Genomic DNA, 23127 nt, shown 5'->3' with positions numbered 1-23127 from the left:
CGGCGTTCGTGACAACACGAAGGCAGGAAGTTAAAAGGTAATAGCTATATGCAAAATCCCCGTTTAGCATCCCGGTATGCAAAATCATTGGTAGACCTGGCTCAGGAACTGAACCAGCTGGAAGCGGTGAATACCGATATGCAGTTTTTACAACAGGTGATGAAAAGCAACCCTGATGTGGTGAGTTTGCTCAGAAGCCCGATCATCAAAGCGGACAAAAAACAAAAAATACTGAGCGCGGTGCTGGAAGGACGAATCAGTGCTCCTACTGCCAGTTTTATCGCACTGCTGGTGAACAAAGGCCGTGAGAGTGCGTTGCCTGAAATTGCTACTGAATTTAAACGTCAATACCAGGTACTGAAGAATATCAGCCAGGTGAAAATCACCACTGCGGTACCATTGGATGCTGCTACGCTGGATGTAATCAAGGCAAAGATCGCTGGTGAAACCACGCAGCAGATTAGCCTGGAAACAGCTGTAAATTCTGAACTGATCGGTGGCTTTATACTCGAATCCAACGATAACCTGTTTGATGCTTCTGTACTCCGTGATCTGAAAGACATTAAACAGCAATTCAACAAGAATATTTACGTATCTGATTTACGTTAATCAATACAGCAGCCGCTGCGTACACGCAAAGCTGTTGTCGTTATACTAATTTTCTAACGACTTTTTTTAAAATCATAATTATGGTTGATATTAAACCTGATGAAATTTCGGCGATATTACGCCAGCAGTTAAGCAACTTCAATGCTTCTGCCGACCTGGAAGAGGTTGGTACCGTATTGCAGGTGGGTGATGGTATCGCCCGTATTTACGGTTTAGGTAATGTACGTTATGGTGAGCTGGTGGAATTTGGCAATGGCGTTAAAGCAATTGCGCTGAACCTGGAAGAAGATAACGTGGGTGTGGTTTTGATGGGTCAGTCAACAGGTATTAAAGAAGGTGATAAAGTACGCCGTACTAATAAGATCGCATCTATCAATGTAGGTGAAGGTCTGGTAGGACGTGTGGTGAATACACTGGGTGAACCGATAGATGGTAAAGGTCCCATCAAAGGTGAACTCTATGAAATGCCGCTGGAACGTAAAGCTCCGGGAGTATTGTATCGTGAGCCTGTAAAAGAGCCTATGCAAACAGGTGTAAAGGCGATCGATGCGATGATTCCTATTGGCCGTGGACAGCGTGAGCTGGTGATTGGTGACCGTCAGACTGGTAAAACTGCTATCTGTATCGACACTATCATCAACCAGAAAGAATTCTTTGATGCTGGTAAACCAGTATATTGTATCTATGTAGCGATTGGTCAGAAAGCTTCTACTGTTGCTGGTGTAATGAAAACATTACAGGAAGCAGGTGCAATGGCTTACACTACCATCGTTGCTGCAAACGCTGCTGATCCTGCTCCGCTGCAGTTCTACGCTCCGTTTGCCGGTGCTGCTATCGGTGAGTTCTTCCGCGACTCAGGCCGCCCTGCACTGATCGTTTATGATGATCTGTCTAAACAGGCGGTTGCTTACCGTGAGGTATCCCTGCTGCTGAAACGTCCTCCCGGACGTGAAGCTTATCCTGGTGACGTATTCTACCTGCATAGCCGCTTACTCGAGCGCGCTGCGAAAATCATCAGCAAAGATGAAATCGCTAAGCAGATGAATGACCTGCCGGATTCTATCAAACACCTGGTAAAAGGCGGCGGATCCCTGACTGCATTACCTATCATCGAAACACAGGCTGGTGACGTATCTGCTTACATCCCTACCAACGTAATCTCCATCACTGATGGTCAGATCTTCCTGGAAAGTAACCTGTTCAACGCAGGTATTCGTCCGGCGATCAACGTAGGTATCTCTGTAAGCCGTGTGGGTGGTAACGCGCAGATCAAGTCCATGAAGAAAGTATCTGGTACCCTGAAGCTCGATCAGGCGCAATACCGCGAAATGGAGGCCTTCTCCAAATTCGGTGGTGACCTGGATGCTGCTACCAAAGCAGTTATCGACAAAGGTGCCCGTAACGTGGAAATCCTGAAACAGGCGCAGTTTACTCCATATGCTGTAGAAAAACAGGTGGCTATGATCTACCTGGGTACTAACGGCCTTCTCCGTGATGTTCCTGTTAAACAGGTAAAAGCCTTCGAAGAAGCTTTCCTGAATGAAATGCAGGTGCGTTTACCGGATGTTCTTGCCGAATTCAAGAAAGGTAACCTGCCGGAAGATGGTATCAAGAAAATGGTTACACTCGCCAACGAACTGAAACCAAGATTCGTATAAGCAATAACAATTGCTGAAAAATATAAAAGGTCTTACCACTGCGGTAAGACCTTTTTTTATCACATCTTTTTTAAATACTTCTTTTAAATAATATTTAATTATTATGTATATCTGCTGAACTTTTTTTCTTTCTTTTCGTTGTTTATTTATTCAGCATCCTTACATTTGTTAGGAAAGCTAATTACAGTTAACCACTTTAGGTCAACCATAGAACTATTTATATTATCCCGTTCATAGCCTCCTGCTTTTTAGTTGATCGTTTGTTTTCTTGATGCTGTGTGTTTGTTTTTGCTGTATTCCCTGGTTGTCGTGTGCCCCCGACCTGTGCTGTTTGTCCGAAATAAGTTTGCTCTGATTTGCTGTTAAAACCATTTTTGCATGGGTGTATCTATACTCTCCGCTACCTCTACCGTGAAGTGTTCGTTCAGGTTGACTTTCATTATTTGTAGCTGTTTGCTGGCGTTTAGTGCACAAGCCCAGTTTACTATAACGCAGGATTTTAAAAGTAATTCGGCAGGAAATGTAACCCTGGGAGGAGCTGCCAAGCTGACTTCCGGTACTATTGATCCGGCAGGCCAGGGGTGGCTGCGATTAACAGAAGATGTCAATAATCAGGTAGGATACGGTTTTGTTAATCAGGGATTCCCATCAACATTAGGAGTCCTTATGGATTTTGAATATGTGTCCTGGAGAGTAACTAATCCGAATCCGAGCTTCGATGGAGGTGACGGTTTTTCTGTATTTCTGTTCAATGATAATATCACCGCAGCTACTTTCAGTCTGGGTTCCAGAGGAGGAAGCCTGGGGTATGCACAATCCACAACCACGGGGAATACTGGTCTGGCCGGAGGATATGTAGGTGTGGGGATAGATGAGTATGGAAACTTCGCCAATTGTAGTGAAGGAAAGGTGGGCGGACAAAGCACCAATTGCGGTACGCTTTACAGGGATTATATTTCTGCCAGGGGGCCTGCTCCTACTTATGCATACATCCAGGGAGTAAATGTTGGTCAGTCGCTGGATTATCCGTTGCTGACGCCCACCCGGCCAACACCAACGCAGTTTTACAGACGGGTACAGGTGGTGCTTGTTCCCAATACCAGTGCTCCCGGCCAGTTTATATTGACAGTTAAATCAACCACAACACCGGGAGGAACATTAACCACACTGTTCGGGCCGGTGAATATCACGGCTGTAGCCCCCACCCGGATGAAGCTGGGTTTTGCTGCATCCACAGGCGGAGCAGTTAATAAGCATGAAGTACGGAACCTTATTATCACTACTCCCGGTAATATCAGAACCCAGAAACTGGTAAATAAACCGGTAGCGAAAGTGGGCGACCAACTGGTGTATACCGTGAATGTATATAACGAGACAAGTGCAGCGGTGAGCAACCTGCCTCTTACGGATATATTTACACCGGGTAATGGATTTAACATCACTAATGTGGCTTTCAGTGGCACCGCGGGCAATACTGCAACCGGGTATACCAGCACCAGTTTATCGAATGCAACACTGGCCATGCAGGCCAACAGTATTTCTACCTTTACTGTGACAGGAACCGTTACGGGAAAACCGGCCAATGGTATACTCTCCAATACTGCTTATGTAAGCCCCGCTGCAACAGGCATCAGCGACGGGGACCCCACCAACGATACTTCCACGGTTAGCACCCAGATCATTGCTCCAGACCTGGCGATCACTAAAACACATGCCGGTACCCTGAGGAAAGGCCTCAGCGGCTCTTATACATTGACAGTTAATAACGTTGGTGTTGATGCAAAACCAGCGCTTAGCACAGTAACTGTAAAGGATATTGTACCGGCGGGGATGACCGCCGGAACCCCTTCGGGATCCGGCTGGACTTTCTCCAAAAGCGGAAATAATATTACCGCCACCAGAAGTGATGTATTGGCGCCCGGAGCCACGTATCCTCCGATTACCATCCCTGTTGCGGTAGCTGTTAATGCACCGGACAGCATTACCAATACGGCTACTGTTGCCAATGAATTTGACGCCAATACGGCCAATAATACGGCCAGTGACGTGGTAGATACGCGGCGTATCATGGATTTGCAGGTGGTTTCCATGGTGATGCCGCCCGGAAAGCAGGGATGTTTGAATGTGCCGTACCAGGTGCAGGTGAACATCCGTAACAACGGTCCGGATTCCGCAGTGAACGGTCGTTTCAATTTCAGTGTTCCCACCGCCCTGAATACGATTGCGCTGGCCAGTAGAACCATCACTTCCGGTGGCGGCTATTTCGGCACGGGCAGCTCCGTTGCGACCACCGGGTATGTGGATTCCGTAACGCTTACAGCAGGTGCTACTGCGCAATATATTTTCAATGTAACTGTTACATCGCCGGCGCCCGCAACCCTGGCCATCGCTCAGGCAAGCCTGTTACGCTCCGCCACCGACCTGGATGTAGATGCCTCTGACCCTACGATTGCCGTACCTACTGACCCGCAACATGAATGTGATGCCCCTCCTTCCGGGGGCGGTTGTAACAACATCATGAGGGATACAACATTTGTCAGCCCGGGAATTTCGCCTGCCAAGGCCGGACCGAACCAGCAGCTATGCGGTGTAACCACTACCACCATGGGCGCTACCGCACCAACACAGGGTACGGGTACCTGGAGTCAGCTCTCCGGTGGACCGAATACGGCTGTCATCAATAATATAAATCTTGCTACAACAGGTATCACCAATCTGGTACCCGGTTCTTATACTTTTGTGTGGACTATCAGCAGCGGCGGCTGCGGCACTGCAATAGATACAATGCACATTAACGTCAGCGCTACACCAACAGTTGCTAATGCAGGCCCGGATCAGCAATTGTGCAACGTTGCAACTACTACGCTCAGCGGGAATACACCCACTGTGGGTACCGGTGTGTGGCAACAGGTAAGTGGTCCTAACAATGCAGTATTTGCTGATACTACCTTATCTGCTTCCGGCCTGAGTGGCCTTACTACAGGTACCTATAATTTTGTATGGACGATTCGTAATGGCAGCTGCCCACCATCTAGGGATACGGTGCAGATAGTAGTGAATCCGTTGCCCACTACGGCGAATGCAGGCCCCGGTCAGCAGCTTTGTAACGTCACCACTACCACATTGGGTGGAAATACTGCTACGTCAGGCACCGGTGTATGGAAGCAGATCTCGGGCCCATCTCAGCTGACATTCGGGAATGTAAATGTTCCGGGTACAACCATACAGAACCTCGCTCCGGGAATCTATTCCCTGGCCTGGACCATCAGCAGCGGCAACTGCCCGCCTTCTGCCGATACGGTGCAGATACAGGTATATGCGAGCCCTGATGTGCCCAATGCCGGTCCTGACCAAACTAAATATAACAACGGTACTTTTGTTATCGACGGGAATACACCCGTGAATGGGCGCGGAACCTGGGCAGTTATCGGAGGCACAGCAACTATTGCCAGTCCTTCCAGTCCGTCTACCACAGCCACCTTGCAGCCTAATACCAGCGCTACGCTGACATGGACCATCAGTAACGGCAATTGCCCGCCACGCATTGATACACTGGTATTGAATTATACCCGGCAGGCAGATCTCAGGATCATCAAGTCGGATGCGGGCAACAACTACAAAACAAACGGACCGCTGACTTATACCATTACCGTTGATAATCTCGGGCCTTCAAATGCTTATGGATTCACCCTGCAGGACGCATTACCTGCGGGAATGAGCAATGCCAGCTGGTCGTCGGTAGTAACAGGTACGAATGTGGCATTACGGCCAACGGCGGGTACGGGATCTTCTATCACTGCAAGTGGTGATTTACCGTTTGCTGCGGGGAATAAGATAGTGATCACGGTAACGGGTACCGTTGCATCGTCAGCAGTAGGAGGAGCGGTGATCAGCAACACTGCCACTGTTACACCGCCTGTAGATGTTCCTGACCCGGTGCCTGGTAACAACACATCCAGTGTAACCGGCACCGTGCCCAATAATCCACCGGTGGCGGTAAATGATACGGTGTATACCATCAGGGATGTGGCGGCGAGTGGTAATGTGCTGACAAACGACAGTGATCCGGAAAAGCAGCCTATTACTGTTTCCCCTACGCTCATAGCGCAGCCAACATCAGGTACCGTGGTGCAGCGCGCAGATGGAACATTTACCTATACACCCAATCCAGGCTTTACCGGAACAGATTCGTATATATACCAGGTGTGTGATAACCAGGGGGCCTGCTCACAGGCAACGGTGTACATTATTGTTAAACCCGGGCATACAAACCTGAGTATCAGTAAAACAGCCAACCCGGCTACTGCAACAGCAGGCGCGCCGCTTACCTACACGCTTACCATTACCAATAACGGACCTTCTACGATCCAATCCGGAGAAGTGTTTACAGTAACGGATACCCTGCCGAATGGTTTTATAGCAGATACGTATACTGCATCTGCCGGCAGCTATACAAGCGTAACCGGCGCCTGGACGGGCGTGCAGCTTGCTCCCGGGAATAAGGTGACCCTTACCATCGCCGGGCATGTAACACCGCAGTTCGCAGGTAACAGTCTGACGAATACGGCTACTGCCGTGCCGCCTGCTACCATACCAGATTCCACGACGGCTACCGCAACTATTGTAACACCGGTGACCAGATCAGTAGAAGTAGTGGTCACAAAAACAGATAACACCGACGTATATACGCCGGGAACCAGTACAACCTATACCATTACAATTGTAAATAAAGGACCTTCTGCGCTTACTGGTGCAACCTTCAGGGACCCGTTGCCAGCGGGGATCACTACTGCATCATGGACCGCTGTTGCACCAGCTGGAAGCCTGCCTAAAGATTCAGGAACCGGGCCCGTTAACCAGGTAATCAACATACCGGCCGGCGGACAGATCGTATATACGTTAACGATAGGCATACCGGGGGGATACACCGGCCCTTTGACCAATACAGCTACCGTTGATATACCATCTGGCTATAATAATATTAATCCTGTTGGCAACAATGCAACAGATACCGATACATACAGCCCTAAATACAGTTTGAGCATCAACAAAACAGGGCCTTCAGATGCTATTGCCGGTACTGCCATTACCTATCAGTTACAGCTGGTAAATAACGGTCCGTCTGATGTAACAAATGCTGTTGTGGCCGATGTGCTGTCCGCGGCAGTTAATAACCCAACCTGGACTGTGACAGCCGCAGGCAGTGCTGCTGCCAGCCAGATGAATGGCAGCGGAAATGTGAGCTTCAATGCTACATTGCCTGCAGGAGCAGGTAATACCATTACAGTAACCATTACAGGTACTATCAATCCGGGTGCTACCGGCATCCTCACAAATACCGCCAGTATTACGTCTCCGGGAGGAACACCGGTGAATTCCAATACGATAAATACCGTGTTGGCGAATACTACAGGACTGACGCTTGTTAAGCAGGGGCCCGCCAGCGGGCATGTAACTGCAGGTGCCTCCATCAGTTATCTGATCAAACTAACAAATGCCGGTCCTTCCAATGCTGTTGGCGTACAGTTGAAAGATGTAGTACCAGCCAATATTAAAGGAGTTACCTGGTCGGTAGCAACTGGCGGCACCGCCACTGTAGCTGCGGGCGCACCAGCGAATGGCAGTGGCAATAATATCAGCACTGCGGTAAATATACCCGTTGGCGCAGCGAATATTGTAACCTTACAGGTGAATGGCATAGTGCTTTCATCTGCTACGGATACACTGTTGAATACTGCAACAGCAGGAATACCGGGAGATACAACTGTAACAGCTTTCAATAAAACCATTATAGATAACAAACCTGTATTACAGGTTGTGAAGTCGGGCCCTGCATCTGCAGATGCAGGTACGCCGGTAACCTATACTATTTCAGTTACCAATACGGGACTTTCGGATGCGGTGGGTGCTGTTATTTCGGATGTAGTAGCTAATATGCTTACCGGAGTAACCTGGAATGCTGTAGCTACGGGAGTTGCTACTATTAATAGCGGTGCTAACGGTAACGGGAATACGATTTCTGTAAATGCAAATATCCCGGCTGGTGCTGCAAATGGGGTAACTATTACGATACAGGGAACACTGAGTCCGTCGGCATCAGGAACCCTTCACAACGAAGCTACGATAGCTGTAAATGGTCAGCCGCCTGTGAGTTCTAATGAGGTAATTACGAAGATCAACAACAACCCGGACCTGTCGCTGGTTAAAACCGGTCCGGCTACCGGCACAGCTGGTGGTACCCTGTTGTACCTGGTTAAGATCGTCAATAATGGTCCGTCGGATGCCGTGAATGCTGTATTTACAGATACAATACCGGCGGCAATATTGAATCCGGGCGTATCCGCAATACCGCATGGAAGTGCCAGTGTGGTTTCCCGTCAGGTAGTGAATGGTATAGCACAGGTAATCGTGAACGTGCCGGTAGGAGATGCTAATTCAGTAGATGTATTTATACTGGGAAAAATTGATCCGGCATTTGCTGGTAAAGTAAATAACCAGGCAGTTATCACCACTGCCGGGGGCACTGTTACCAGTTCTAATGTAGTGACTACAAATATTGTTAATAAACCGGTATTGAGTATTAGCAAGACAGGTAAAGATACAGCAGTTGCCGGCCAGCCGGTCGCATATAGTGTAACCGTAGAAAACAATGGATTATCTGATGCAACAAATGTGAGTATACAGGATATGGTGCCTGCAACATTAACCAACGTCAGCTGGACTGCCTCTGCGGCCAATGGTGCTACTATTAGCAGCGGCGCTACAGGAAGCAGCAATACGGTGAATGTAACAGGTAATATCCCCGCTGGTAAGCAGGCGTATATCGTGATTAACATCCAGGGAACAGTACCTGCATCATTCACAGGAAGCCTGTCGAACTTCGCAACAGGAACAGTGAATGGCGGCACGCCACAACCATCTGATACTGTAGTGACGTATGTTGCCAGCAAATCGGCATTGCAGATTGTTAAATCCGGTCCGGCTACTGTTGAAGCCGGCGATCGTATCCATTATGTATTGCAGGTAACCAATACAGGCCCGTCTGATGCAGTAGGCGTGAATATCACGGATACATTGAATGTTATTGTGAAAGCAGCCAGCTGGACAGCTGCGGGAACCGGTGGTGCCACTGTTACTGCGGGTGCTGCTGGTAATGGCAATATGCTGGCTGCTACAGCCAACATTCCGGCCGGTAACGGAATAGTAACTGTTACCATAGACGGAACCGTGGATCCCGGTGCCGCCGGAACACTGACTAATACAGCATCTGCTGGCATCAGCGGAACTGCTCCGGTAACATCATCCACATCGGCTGTGATTACTAATTCACCAGCTATCAGTATCAGCAAAACAGGTCCGCCTCAGGCCAGAGCAGGAGAAAATATCAGCTATACATTGGTTGTAACCAACTATGGAAAATCTAATGCGAAGGATGTGCTGATACAGGATATCGTACCGCCGCAGGTGTCTAACGTAACATGGACGGCATCAGTTACCGGAGGTGGTGGAATACTCAGCGGTGTTACTGGTACAGGAAACGACATCGTCGTACATTCAGACCTGAATGCAGGCACTGCTAATCACGTCTTTATCAACGTTACAGGTAAAATTGCCGCTGACTTTACCGGTCAGCTGTTGAATACAACATCCGCAGTGGTGAATAAGAAAGACACGGCCAGGAGCGATACTGTTGTCACTAATGTGATGAATGCGCCGGGCATCCAGATAGTGAAAACTGCGCCGGATACGGTGTTTGCAGGTGGGCCAGTCACCTATACCATTGTAGCTACCAACATCGGACCGTCCGATGCTCCGGCTGTAACCATCACGGATGCATTGCCGGCAGTGATCAGAAATGTAAGCTGGACTGCTACAGCGGCGGGCACCGCCGGTGTGCAGAGTGGATCCGGCAGCGGGAGCAACAACATCACGGTAACCGGTAGTATCCCGGCAGGGGCTGGCAATAATATTACGATCACTATTACAGGTACAACAGCTCCGTCCTTTACGGGAACAGTGAATAATATAGCGCTGGCTACTCCTGCCGGTCATCCGGCGGTACCTTCCAATAATACCAGCACACAGGTAGTGCGGAGAACAATGCTGACAGTAGCGAAATCTGCTCCTGCAAAAGCAGCGGCAGGGGAAACAGTGATTTACTCCATCCGCTTGGGGAACAATGGCCCGTCTGATGCTACCGGAGTTAATTTTGCTGATACCGTTGCTGCCAACATTAGAAATGTGAGCTGGACAGCCGTAGCTTCCGGTAGTGCCACTGTTACCAGTGGGGCCTCTGGTACGGGCAATCAGATAGCCCTTGGAGCGAATATCCCGGCCGGAGCCAATTCAGTGCTGATAACGGTACAGGGAACTATTGATCCGTCATTCACCGGAACGTCGTTGAGAAATATTGCAGTAGCATCTTCCGCTGATCAGCCCAATGGAGTGCGCGACACTGCAACCATCCAGGTGATGAGCCAATCGCTGCTGCAATTGAGCAAGAACGGGCCGGGAGCATTGTTTGCCGGGGAACAGGTTACGTATACCATTCATCTGGAGAATAACGGGCCTTCCGATGCAAGGAATGTGCATATTACAGATCTGATTGATCCGGCTATACTCAACCCTGCATGGACTGCCGTGGCTACCGGTAGCGGTGCTACCGTAGATGTTGGCAGCGGTAATGGAAATATAAGTGTGAACTGCAACCTGCCTGCCGGACAGGGATACGGTATCGATATAACGGTGAAGGGCACACTGAATCCTGATTTCACCGGTACAAACCTGGCCAATACAGCTACGGCAGCTATTACCGGCCAACAGCCGGTAAGTGCCAGTGTGAACACAGTGGTGAAACGCCGCGCAAATCTGAGAGTGGTGAAGAGTGGGCCGGGTACTGCCATTGCCGGAGAAAATATCACCTATACGATCACTGTGAACAACATAGGGCCGTCTAATGCGAAAGGCGTGCTTGTAACAGACTTTATTCCTGCAGCGATATTACATCCTGTGTGGACGGCTACTACTACGGGGACAGCTACGGTAAGCGCGGGCTCAGGAAGCGGCAATGTAAACCTGTCTGCTAATCTGCCTGCTGATGGCGTGAGCGGTATCACGATCACGGTTAATGGGGCGATTGATCCATCCACAACGAATAACTCCGGTATCACGAATAACGTGACAGCAACGCCGCCTGCTGATTTTGAAAATCCGCAACCGGTGACTTCTTCCGTTATTACCAGTGTGCATAAGCAAGCCGATCTGGTGATCATAAAATCAGGACCTGCAAATATTGCGGCCGGACAGACATTGACCTATCAGCTGGAGATTACTAACCGCGGTATTTCAAATGTTACAGGAGCAACCATCGCTGATATGGTTCCAAATTTTGTGACCATACATAGTGTATCCGTTACTACCTCCGGTAATGCCAACAACAGCGCACCCGTTGTAAATGGCAACAGTATCACATTGACTGGCGATATAGCAGCAGGTGCAGGCAACAGCATCATTGTTACTATCAACGGAGCAGTAGATCCATCGGCTACCGGCGCGATGAATAATACTGCCACTGTTACTACGCCTCCTGACGTAACGGAAACCGTGCCGGCAAATAATACCAGTAGCATCAGCACTGCCATCACCACTGATCTGGGATTGCAGGTGTCCAAATCGGGCCCTGCTACCGTTAATGTTGGAGACACTATCAGTTACACCATTGTTGTGGACAATACCGGTATTTCTGATGCAAATCCGGTGGTGATAACAGATGATGTACCAACTGCTGTTACTAGCGTGGTATGGACTGCAACAGCTACCGGTAATGCAACGGTAAGCACTACTGGTGGTACTGGCAATAACATTGCCTTTAATGCGAAAATCGGCGGTACGAATAACAGTGGTACTGTTACTATCAGGGTAAAAGGTGTAGTAGATCCGTTGGCGCCGAACACGATTGTGAATACGGTAACTGCAGCTGCTGGCAATATCAAAACCAGCACGGTGGTAACGTCGGTAAATAAATCAGTAGACCTCCGCATTAACAAAACAGCTCCTGCCACTATGGCTGCAGGTGAGAAGATCACTTATGTGATAGCGGTAAGGAATGCTGGTCCGGCAGATGCTACCGGTGCAACTATCTCCGATGCAGTGCCGGCAGCCATTAAAGCGATAAACTGGACCATTGCTGTATCTGGCGGTGCTACCGTAACACCGGCGAATGGCAATACAAATACGATCAATCTGACAGCGAATATTCCCGCGGGTACCGGACTGGTAACTATCACCGTGAACGGTGTGGTAGATCCGGCGTTTACCGGTGTGATCGTTAATACCGCCACTGCACAACCGGCGCCGGGCGTGATAGATCCGCTTCCGGCAACAGTGACGGTAAACACCAATGTGACCGCATCTCCGGGCATATTGATTGTGAAATCGGGGCCGGCTAATGCGATAGCAGGGGATACGATGAGTTATCTGCTGGAGATAAGAAACAATGGCCCGTCGGCGGCTGCAGGCGTAGCAATAGCTGATACCCTTGCTGCTGCACTGACCAATGTAACCTGGAGCGCCACCGGTACCAATGTTACTATTAACGGGCCGGCATCCGGCAGCGGCAATGTGGTGAAGCTGAATGCGGATATCCCCGTAGGAGGGCTGGTAACAGTAAGGATAGGCGCCAGAACAGATCCCGGATTTGAAGGCTCCCTGGTGAATACCGCTGTGGCAGGCGGTGTGAGAAGTAATGAGGTGAGTACTTTGGTACAGAATCAGCCGGGACTTACTATCCGTAAGTCAGGCCCGGCTGCAGCTGCTGCGGGAAAACAGATATCCTATGCCGTCATCGTTGGAAATAATGGGTTGTCTTCCGCTACAGGTGTCACTATCAGCGATCTGTTGCCGGCCGGCCTGCATAATATAATCTGGTCTGCCAGTGCTAATGGTAAGGCAACGATAAGTGGTGGTAATATCAGCAACAAGGCGGGTAATGTAAGCTTCAAAGCAAACATCCCGGCAGGTGCCGGCAATAATATAGTAGTGAATATCAGCGGCACTATCGATGCTGCGGCAACCGGGAATCTGGTGAATGTAGCCACAGTAGCGCCGGTAACCGGACCGGCAATGAGTGATACGGTGACTACTGCTCTTGTAACGCAAACGGGTATACGCTTACTGAAAGCAGCACCGGACAGCGCTGCAGCGGGTAGTACAATTACCTATACAGTAGATGTATATAACGACGGGCCATCTGATGCTGTTAACGTCAATGTGGCGGATGCGTTGCCTGCTATGCTCAGTAATGTAACCTGGTCGGCCGTTGCCGGAGGTACGGCAGCCGTGAACGGTGGTAATCTGCAGCAGCAAACCGGCAACGTGGCATTTACAGCCAGTATTCCGGCTGGTATCGTCAATGTAGTACATGTAATCATCACAGGCACACTGAAACCTGACTTTACCGGACCGGTGAATAATCAGGCCACTGCAACAGCCGGCGGCAATACTTATATTTCCAATAAGGTGGTAACACAGGTGTATGCCAAACCAGGGTTGGGCATCGTCAAATCCGGACCGACTACAGCCGTGGCAGGAAGCACCATTACCTACAGTATTACGTTGAATAACGAAGGCCCTTCCGATGCCGCAGGAGTAGTGATTGCCGACCTGTTACCGGCCATGTTGCAGAAACCGGTATGGTCTGCTACCAGCACAGGAAATGCCTCCATACAGGGAGGTAATATTAAAGACAGCGCCGGAAATGTAAACCTCACAGCAAACATACCAGCCGGGGCAGCTAATAGTATACTCGTTACCGTTAGTGGTACCATTCAGTCTTCTTTCTCCGGAAATATTACGAATACCGCTTCCTTTGCCTACAATGGTACTACTACTGTATCAACGCCGGTGATCACCACCGTAACCTGGCAGTCGGCATTACATATCAGCAAGTCGGGGCCGGATACCATTGCCGCCGGCAATATCATCCATTATACATTGCAGGTAACCAATGATGGTCCGTCTGATGCAGATACAATTGTAGTCAGCGATATGGTGCCGGCAACCATCACCAATGTTAACTGGAATGTAACACCGGCAGGAACACAGATTTATAGTGGTGCGAGTGGAAGTGGAAATAATGTGATAGTAACTGCAGGATTGCCAGCCGGCCCGGATCACAGCATCCTGGTAAATATTACCGGATTGGTACCGGCAGGAGTAACCGGACTTATCTCCAACAGTGCTGTTGTAAAGAACCACAACACCATCGTAACCGGAGATTCTGTGATTACGCAGGTTGTTAATAAACCAGGTATTCAGTTTGCCAAATCAGGCCCGCGCATTGCAAATGCGGGCGATGAGATCGTTTATGTAATCAACATTGAGAATACCGGCCCGTCTGATCTGCGCAATGGCAGCATCATGGATGTAGTGCCGCCGCAAGTACAACAGGTGACCTGGAAACTGATACCATCTGGCAATGCCGTACTTGCTCCCGGCACAGCTGTAACCGGTACAGGTAATCAGATTTCCTTCCATGCAGCTATTCCGGCCGGTGCAGGCAATGGTGTACAGGTGCTGATCAATGGAGTGATTGCGCCTGGCTATATTGGTAACATGATCAATACGGCCCAGGCAACAGATGATAACGGTGCCGCATATACGTCTTCCGTAACAACAACAGTTATAAATAACACACTGCTGGTCATTCAAAAAACAGGTCCTGATACAGTGAATGCCGGCGATGCTATTGCCTATGTGATATCGGCCAACAACCAGGGCCCGTCAGATGCAAAAGGTATAACGTTAACGGATATAGTACCTGCAGGGATCACCAATATCAGCTGGACGGCCACCGCTTCCGGCAGTGCGGTGATCAGCGGCCCGGCCGCAGGCAACAATGGAAATATCACTGTTGCAGGAGATATTCCGGCAGGCTCAGGCAACGATATACAGATCATCGTGAATGGAATCATCCCATCCAGTGCTGCTGCTGGTCAGCTGACCAATAACGCAGTATTGAAGAAGGCAGATGGGACTGCTGTAACAGCATCCAAAACTACTGTTATCAGGCAAAGCTCACGCCTGAATATTGAGAAGGTGGCGCAGACAATCGCTAATGGAGGGGATAGCCTGCGTTACACCATTGTAGTGTCAAATAACGGACCTTCTGATGCAAACGGTGTGATGATAAGGGATATAGTAAGTGATACGTTGACAGGCGTCAGCTGGACGGCTGCCGCTTCCGGAAAAGCCCATACCAGCATTAATAGTGGTACCGGTAATGTACAGTTGACCGGAGATATCGGCGCTGGTGCGGGCAATGCTATTGTGGTAGTATTGAAAGGAAGAATTAAACCGGAATTCAGTGGCGTTATTACCAACACAGCCGCTGCCACAGATGCTAATAATAACACGGTATCATCTACAGTAACCACCCGGGTTATGACAGCCATGAAGTTTCTTGACCTGTCGGTGGCTAAGTCGGGCCCGGCAAGTGTATTCAATAACGACTCAGTGACCTATGTGATCACCGCATCCAATGCAGGTCCTTCTGCAGGTGATGGCGCAGTGATCACGGATATACTGCCTGTTAATATTGAAGGAGCCTACGTGCAGGTACTGGCGGCCAATGGAGGTGCAGGCGGACTGCAGATGGGTATAACCGGCAATGTATTGAAGGTAACTATTGGCAGTTTCCCATCGGGTGCTTCCCTGCAACTGGCTATAACCGGTAAAGTAAACAGTCTGCAACAGCTGCGTAATACTGCTACTATTACACCGCCGGGTGGAACTACAGATGCCAATACCAGTAACAATACAACTCCTGTAGTAATAACGGACGTGAGTCTTAAGCCGATGGCGGATCTGCAGCTGCAGAAAGTACTGAGCAACGCAGGGCCGCTACAGGTAGGCGGATTGGCTGATTTCTTACTTACATTGAACAATGCCGGACCATTTACTGCACCCGGCATAATGGTAGTCGATACGCTGGCGAATAATCTCGAAGTTACAGGAGGCTTCAATGCAAGTATGGGTTCCGTGAGCTATAACCCTGGTACCAGAATAATTGTATGGACGCTCGATAGTCTGCAACTAACACAAACGGCTACACTTAAATTTACCACCAGGGTTACCAACATCGGTACAGTGGTAAACAGCGCTGTTGCCAGCGCAGCATTGCCTGATCCGAATTTGACCAATAACCGGGCAACCACTACGGCGGTAACGGTTACGGGTGATGATATATTCATACCCAACGTGATTACACCAAACGGGGATGGCAAAAATGATAAGTTCATTATTACTGGTCTTTCACGCTATCCTAATTCGTCTTTGTTCATCTATAACCGGTGGGGCAATATGGTGTATCAGTCTAAGGACTATCAGAACACCTGGGATGGAAATAGCCTGAATGAGGGTACCTACTATTATATCCTGAAGCTGAGAACACCAAATGGTGAAAGAGATTATAAAGGATGGATTGAACTGCTGAGATAAATTAAGAATAGAGAAGGAAGAATTAAGGAGAAAAGCGGAGATCAAATTCGCTGCTATCTTCGCTTTTCTCCTTAATTCTTCCTTCTCCTTCTTAATTTTTAAATATTTGGTTTATAATATAAACTAGTTTATGTTTGCATGGAAATTAATCCCTGGATATGTTTAAAATCAACCTTTATCTATACTTCATCCTGGGCATGCCACTGTTCGCTGCCGCGCAGCATAAGATCAGCGGCAGGGTGACGGATAGCAGGAAGAATCCGTTGCCCGGCGTAAACGTGGCGGTGAAGGGTACCTATGATGGCGCAACTTCCGGAGCGGATGGCGCTTTTACGTTCACTACTTCAACCAAAGGAGAGCAGGTACTGGCAGCAACCCTGACAGGTTACCAGCCGCTGGAGCTGAAGGTAAACACAGATACTGATCAGCAGCTCAATATTATTCTGAAGAATGCAGTGAATGCCTTGCGGGTGGTAACCATTTCCGCCGGCAGTTTTGAGGCGAGTGATGATAAGAAAGGAACCGTACTGAAACCGCTGGATATTGTTACTACAGCTGGTGCGGGAGCTGATATAGTGAACGCAATTAAGACATTACCGGGTACGCAACAAACAAACGACCGTGAAGGTCTTTTTGTACGTGGAGGAACCGGGTATGAAACTCAAACGCTGATAGATGGTATGTTAGTTAGGAATCCTTTCTATAGTAGTTTGCCGGATATTCCGGGCCGCGGACGTTTTTCGCCATTTCTTTTTAAAGGCACCACTTTTAGCAGCGGTGGTTATTCCGCGCAATACGGGCAAGGCCTTTCATCTGCGTTGATCCTCGAATCCACTGATCTGCCGGAGCGTTCGTCTTCGTCCGTGGGTGTATCTGTGATTGGTGCCAATGCCGGGATCGATAATTTGTCGAAAGACAAAAAAACTTCCTATGGCGTAGAGGCTGATTACACTAATCTGGCGCCTTATTTTAATGTGGTGAAACCTAAGCAGATACCTAACCTGGGTCCTGAAGTGATTGGGACGTCTGCGAATTTCCGCCGGAAAACATCTGCTACCGGAATGCTTAAATTTTATGGTTATGCCAACTGGTCGAATATGGGATTTAATACAGACAGTTATGAATATCCAGGGGCTAAGGAGTCGTTTCAGCTTCGTAACAATAACGTATATACGAATATGACTTACCGGGAGAATATCGGTAACAACTGGCACGTATATGCGGGCATTTCCTTTAGCAGTAATACCGATAATATCCGGACAGATACGATGCCTAAAGATCCTGTTCCCAACCGTATCAGGGTACGGTCGGACCTGAGCCAGTCGAAGCTGATGCTGTATAAAAACCTCGGCCGTTTTTCTGTTATCCGTTTCGGAGGGGAATACCAATACGCCGTTGAGCAGTCGGCCTTTAACGGTAATAGGGCTGGTTACGTTGATAATTATACCGCCGCTTTTGCCGAAGGGGACGTTTACTTTACTCCGAGCTTTGTAGGCCGGGTCGGCGGACGTGCGGAGTACAGTTCTGTATTAGGCAAAATGGATTTTGCTCCCCGCGTTTCGCTGGCGTATAAAGTGGATAATTACAGTCAGTTCTCCGTGGCCTATGGCGATTATTATCAGAAACCGGAGCCGCAGTATCTCCGATTCGACCGCTGGCTGGGCTATATGAAAGCCACCCATTATATAGCGAGTTTTCAGCGCGTAGCCAGCGATTATACTTTCCGGACAGAGTTGTTTTATAAGAAGTACAGTGACCTGGTTAAAACAGTGCCGGGATATAATAACAATGGAAGCGGGTACGCTCAGGGAGTGGAAGTTTTCTGGCGCGACCGTAAAACTTTCAAGAATGTGGATTACTGGATCTCTTACTCTTATCTTGATACCAAGCGCGATTACCTGAATTACCCTTACCGGGTGCAACCTGATTTTGCAGCCAATCATACGGCCAGCCTCGTGTATAAGCACTTTCTGCCTAAGCTCAGCACAAACCTGGGATTGACGTACACCTTTGCAACGGGCCGTCCTTACTATAATCCGAATCAGCCGGTGGATAAATTCATGTCTGACCGAACTATAAGCTATAATTCGGTAGGCGTAAGCGCCAGCTATCTGACCAATATCCGGAAGGCATTTACCATTTTTGTGTTGTCGGTAAGCAATGTGCTGGATAATAAGCAGGTGTTCGGATATCATTACTCAACCGATGGCCTGCGCCGGGATGAGATTACTCCCAATGTACCACGATTTATTTACCTGGGAATGTTTATGAATTTTGGCATAGACAGAAGACAGGATGTTATTAATAACCTCTAATTGCAACACATATGAAACGTATCATTTTAGCTATTTTATTTACCGGTGGCGCGGTTACAATGTCGATGGCCCAAAGCGCCCAGTACCAGGAGGCCATGACCAAACAAACAAGTGATCTGGACAGCTCCGGTACATTTACGCCGGAGAATCTTCAGCAGAAGGGTAATACTTTCGAACGGATTGCTGATGCAGAGAAAACTCAGTGGCTGCCGTATTATTATGCAGCTTACATGGAAGTAATGCAGGCATTTACGTTGAAAGACAAAAGCCAGTTAGACCCACTGGCCGATCGGGCAGAAGCTAACCTGGATAAAGCAGAAGCCCTGAGCCCGAAAAATTCAGAGATCGCCTGCATTCGTTCATTGGTGGCTACCGCCAGGCTCACCGTAGATCCACAGTCCAGAGGGATGAAGTATGGTCCGGAAGCAGCGAAACAGCTGGAAATAGCGAAGGAATACAATCCGGAAAACCCCCGTATTTACATGCTGCAGGGCCAATCGCTGCTGTTTACTCCGGAGCAGTGGGGTGGAAGTAAATCAAAGGCTAAAACCACACTGGAAACTGCACTCGCGAAGTTTGCAGCTTTTAAACCAGAGAGTAACATCGCGCCTCACTGGGGTGAATTTTATACAAAGAAGCTGCTGGAGCAAAGCCAGAAGTAAATAGGAATCCAATTATTCAGATATTTATTTATTTTGTTCTTCCGAACTCATTTGATATCTGAAGTTTAATAAGAGAAAAGCACGCACATGGATTTTAAGGATCTGGACCCGGTATTACATTCACAGTTACGGCTGGCGATTATGTCGTTACTGATCAGCGAACAGGAGGCAGAATTTACGCAGCTGAAAGAAAAAACCAATGCCACAGCGGGAAACCTCAGTGTGCAGATCAATAAGTTGCGGGATGCTGGTTATATCACTGTGATAAAGCAGTTCCGGGAGAATTATCCTCAGACCATTTGCAAGCTGACAGTAGTTGGCAAAAAAGCTTTCGAGAATTATGTAGCATCAATTCAGTCGTACTTAAATGCAGGTGCAAAGCGTAAGGAATAATCTTTAGCAATAAGCCTTCAATAAAAAAATGCAGCGGGAAGTAATCTCCCCGCTGCATTTTTTTATTGAAGGCTTATTGCAGTTTCTTATTCTGATGCCAGTTCCGTCTTTTTCAGCGGGTTCCTGGTGTTTTGAGCATATTGTTCTCTTTTTCCGAGGATATCAAGACAGGTGAAGATTGCTTGTCTGAACGAATCGGGATCGGCGATGTTTCTGCCGGCGATATCGAAGGCTGTGCCATGGTCCGGAGAGGTACGTACGATGCCCAGGCCCGCGGTATAGTTAATACCATTGCCGGCAGCGAGGGATTTGAACGGGATCAGGCCCTGATCGTGGTACATGGCCAGTACGCCATCGAACTGTTTGTACATTTCGCGGGCAAAGAATGCGTCGGCACTATAGGGGCCGAAACACAGGATACCGTTACCTTTGGCGTGCCTGATGGCGGGAATGATCTGATCTATTTCTTCACGGCCGATCAGCCCATCGTCGCCGGCATGGGGGTTCAGTCCCAATACCGCGATCCGTGGCTGGTCGATACCAAAATCTTTTACGAGGCTGTCTTTCATCAACTGAAGCTTACCCAGTATATTCTCCTTGGTAACATATTTTGCAACTTCAGCAACAGGCACATGTTCGGTCAGCAGGCCTACGCGCATGTTATCGGCAGTCATGAACATCAGCACATCCTTTGCGTTAAAGGAATCGCGGAGATAGGGGGTATGTCCGGTATAGTTGAAACTGGCACTTTGAATATTATTCTTGTGGATCGGGGCAGTAACAAGGCCGCTGATATAGCCGTCTTTCAGACATTTAATAGCTACCTCCAGGGCTTTGGCCGCATATTTCCCACCGGTTTCATTTAATACTCCCGGGGTGATCTGTACTTCTTCCTCCCAGCAGTTATAAACGTTCACCTGTTTGTGGTTCAAACGGGTGAAATCTTTGATACTCTGATAGTTGAAGTTGTTTTCGTTCATCAGCTTCCGGTAGAAGTTGATGGTTTTGTTGGATGCAAAGATCACCGGCGTACAGAACTCCATCATACGTGTGTCCAGGAACGTTTTGATGATGATTTCCGCGCCAATGCTGTTGATATCACCGACAGTGATGCCTATTACCGGTTTGTTGATCTGGGTAGTACTCATGCTATGTTGCCTCAATGAAAGGCAAATATAAAGCATTTAACGGTTTTGTTTCGGGTAAGGATTTGCGCCCCGGGGAGGGATTAGGTGTCTGCGGGGTACAGAACCGCTAAATGCTTTATATTTGCGCTGCGAAATGTATACACTAAAGAAATCACTCGGTCAGCATTTCCTCACTGACGAGAATATCTCGAGGAAAATCGTGGAATCGCTACCTGTAATGGAAGGCCAGCAGGTGCTGGAGGTGGGTCCCGGAGGGGGAGCCATTACCAAATACCTGTTGCAGTTACCCGGCATACACTTCAAAGCGATTGAACTGGACACTGAAAAAGTGCAGTTCCTCGAGAAAACCTACCCGGCTATTAAAGGAAAATTGATCAACGAAAGCATACTGGATGCGGCCTTGCCTTTTGAAGGGCCATTCCGTATGATCGGTAATTTCCCTTACAATATATCCACCCAGATCATGTTCAAACTGCTGGAATGGCGGGAACATGTGGGTGTGGTGGTAGGCATGTTCCAGAAAGAAGTGGCACAACGGATTGCTGCTCCGCACGGAAATAAGGAATATGGTATTCTGAGCGTGCTGTTACAGGCATTTTACCGGATCGAGTACCTGTTTGAAGTACATGAGAACTGCTTTAATCCGCCACCGAAGGTGAAATCGGCGGTTATCCGCCTGACGAAGCTGGAACAGCCTGCGGACATTGCTTCCGAGCGAAAATTTTTTGTATTGGTAAAAACTGCTTTCGGGCAACGGCGCAAGCAATTGCGTAATCCACTGAAAACAATGTTCAATAAGGAACTGCTGGCACAGGATCCTATTTTTTCAAAACGAGCAGAAGAATTGAGCGTGGCTGATTTTGCAGCTTTATCCCATAAGATGATATGAGCAGGAAAGTATTAATTACGGCAAAAACACATCCGTATCTTGTTGAACAGCTGGAGACCAAAGGATTTGAAGTGATCTACCAGCCATCGATCAGTTACGACGAAGTATACCGTCTGATCGCGGATTGCGTAGGGTTGATTGTTACCACCCGCATTCATGTCGACAGGCACATTATCGACAATGCCCGCCAGCTGCAATGGATAGGTCGTTTGGGCTCCGGTATGGAGCTGATAGATGTACCCTATGCTGAAAGCAGAGGGATCCATTGCGTAAGCAGTCCTGAAGGAAACCGGGATGCTGTTGGGGAGCAGGCAGTAGGTATGCTGCTGTGCCTGCTTAACAATACATTGAAGAGCAATCTGGAATTGAGGCAGGGGATCTGGGAGCGTGACGGTAACCGGGGTTTTGAGTTGAATGGCAGAACAGTGGGGATTATAGGATATGGTAACACCGGGAGTACCTTTGCTCATAAGCTGCAGGGCTTTGATGTAAAAATACTGGCGTACGATAAGTACAAGAAGGGATATGGCTCAGGAAATGTGAAAGAGTCGACCCTGGAAGAGATTTTCAGGGAAGCAGATGTCGTGAGTTTACATCTTCCGTTAACAACAGAAACAAAACACCTGGGCAATACGGCCTTCTTCGCTTCTTTTGCCAAACCAGTGTGGTTCATGAACACGGCCAGGGGAAAGCTGGTAAATAACCGCGATCTCATTGCTGCGCTTCAGGCCGGAAAATTATCCGGTGCCTGTCTGGATGTGCTCGAAAATGAAAAGCTGAGCACTTATAACGAAGAAGAGAAGGAACAGCTGGACTGGTTGCTGAAGGCTTCCAATGTAGTGGTAACTCCACATATTGCAGGCTATTCGCATGAGGCCAGTATTAAAATGGCGAGAATTGTGCTGGAGAAACTAAATATTCTTTAAAAGATCCTGAAGGGATCTTGTTCCAGAGTAA

Annotated in this window: 9 protein-coding genes; 8 read left to right on the top strand and 1 reads right to left on the bottom strand. The window is 48.5% G+C overall.

What is annotated here, in order from left to right; all coding sequences use genetic code 11:
- The first annotated feature begins 48 nt into the window (after positions 1–48).
- The 6 genes from atpH (at position 49) to UNH61_RS27020 (ending at position 20133) form a co-directional block, all read left to right on the top strand.
- Positions 49–609 carry an ATP synthase F1 subunit delta gene (gene atpH / locus UNH61_RS27045; protein ID WP_326995121.1) on the top strand — a complete coding sequence of 187 codons (561 nt, stop codon included), beginning with the start codon at positions 49–51 and terminating at the stop codon, positions 607–609.
- Between the two features lie 80 nt (positions 610–689).
- Positions 690–2267, top strand: a complete 1578-nt coding sequence (gene atpA, locus UNH61_RS27040; RefSeq protein ID WP_326995120.1) for a F0F1 ATP synthase subunit alpha — start codon at positions 690–692, stop codon at positions 2265–2267.
- A gap of 378 nt (positions 2268–2645) precedes the next feature.
- A complete protein-coding gene (locus UNH61_RS27035) occupies positions 2646–16763 on the top strand; it encodes a gliding motility-associated C-terminal domain-containing protein (RefSeq protein WP_326995119.1) in 14118 nt (4705 codons plus the stop codon).
- Positions 16764–16921: 158 nt separating this feature from the next.
- The gene (locus tag UNH61_RS27030; RefSeq protein ID WP_326995118.1) at positions 16922–19078 is read left to right on the top strand and encodes a TonB-dependent receptor; all 2157 of its coding nucleotides are present in this window, start codon (positions 16922–16924) and stop codon (positions 19076–19078) included.
- An 11-nt stretch (positions 19079–19089) separates the two neighbouring features.
- Positions 19090–19740, top strand: coding sequence for a hypothetical protein (locus UNH61_RS27025; protein ID WP_326995117.1), 651 nt, complete (start codon positions 19090–19092; stop codon positions 19738–19740).
- A gap of 87 nt (positions 19741–19827) precedes the next feature.
- Positions 19828–20133 (top strand): transcriptional regulator, encoded by a 306-nt coding sequence (locus UNH61_RS27020; protein WP_326995116.1) that lies wholly within the window; start codon positions 19828–19830, stop codon positions 20131–20133.
- An 86-nt stretch (positions 20134–20219) separates the two neighbouring features.
- Here the strand turns inward: UNH61_RS27020 and pdxA are convergent, their stop codons facing one another.
- Entirely contained in the window at positions 20220–21317 is a 1098-nt protein-coding gene (pdxA, locus tag UNH61_RS27015; RefSeq protein WP_326995115.1) for a 4-hydroxythreonine-4-phosphate dehydrogenase PdxA, read from the bottom strand.
- Positions 21318–21414: 97 nt separating this feature from the next.
- Here pdxA and rsmA point away from each other — a divergent pair, with 97 nt between their 5' ends.
- Together rsmA and UNH61_RS27005 are read left to right on the top strand one after the other, a co-directional pair.
- Complete coding sequence (gene rsmA, locus UNH61_RS27010; protein WP_326995114.1) at positions 21415–22170, top strand: 16S rRNA (adenine(1518)-N(6)/adenine(1519)-N(6))-dimethyltransferase RsmA; 756 nt, start codon at positions 21415–21417, stop codon at positions 22168–22170.
- The gene (locus UNH61_RS27005) at positions 22167–23096 is read left to right on the top strand and encodes an NAD(P)-dependent oxidoreductase (protein WP_326995113.1); all 930 of its coding nucleotides are present in this window, start codon (positions 22167–22169) and stop codon (positions 23094–23096) included. The genes rsmA and UNH61_RS27005 overlap by 4 nt, the downstream gene beginning before the upstream one ends.
- Positions 23097–23127: the final 31 nt, after the last annotated feature.

Origin of the sequence: Chitinophaga sp. 180180018-3, from assembly GCF_037893185.1 — a bacterium.
In the GTDB taxonomy this organism is placed as follows: domain Bacteria; phylum Bacteroidota; class Bacteroidia; order Chitinophagales; family Chitinophagaceae; genus Chitinophaga.
This window is presented reverse-complemented; position numbering and strand designations above follow the sequence as displayed.

Coding starts and splice junctions, on each gene's coding strand:
- UNH61_RS27005 (WP_326995113.1), top strand. CDS start 22,167: ATGAGCAGGAAAGTATTAATTACGGCAAAAACACATCCGTATCTTGTT.
- atpH (WP_326995121.1), top strand. CDS start 49: ATGCAAAATCCCCGTTTAGCATCCCGGTATGCAAAATCATTGGTAGAC.
- UNH61_RS27030 (WP_326995118.1), top strand. CDS start 16,922: ATGTTTAAAATCAACCTTTATCTATACTTCATCCTGGGCATGCCACTG.
- UNH61_RS27035 (WP_326995119.1), top strand. CDS start 2,646: ATGGGTGTATCTATACTCTCCGCTACCTCTACCGTGAAGTGTTCGTTC.
- pdxA (WP_326995115.1), bottom strand. CDS start 21,317: ATGCTTTATATTTGCCTTTCATTGAGGCAACATAGCATGAGTACTACC.
- atpA (WP_326995120.1), top strand. CDS start 690: ATGGTTGATATTAAACCTGATGAAATTTCGGCGATATTACGCCAGCAG.
- UNH61_RS27025 (WP_326995117.1), top strand. CDS start 19,090: ATGAAACGTATCATTTTAGCTATTTTATTTACCGGTGGCGCGGTTACA.
- UNH61_RS27020 (WP_326995116.1), top strand. CDS start 19,828: ATGGATTTTAAGGATCTGGACCCGGTATTACATTCACAGTTACGGCTG.
- rsmA (WP_326995114.1), top strand. CDS start 21,415: ATGTATACACTAAAGAAATCACTCGGTCAGCATTTCCTCACTGACGAG.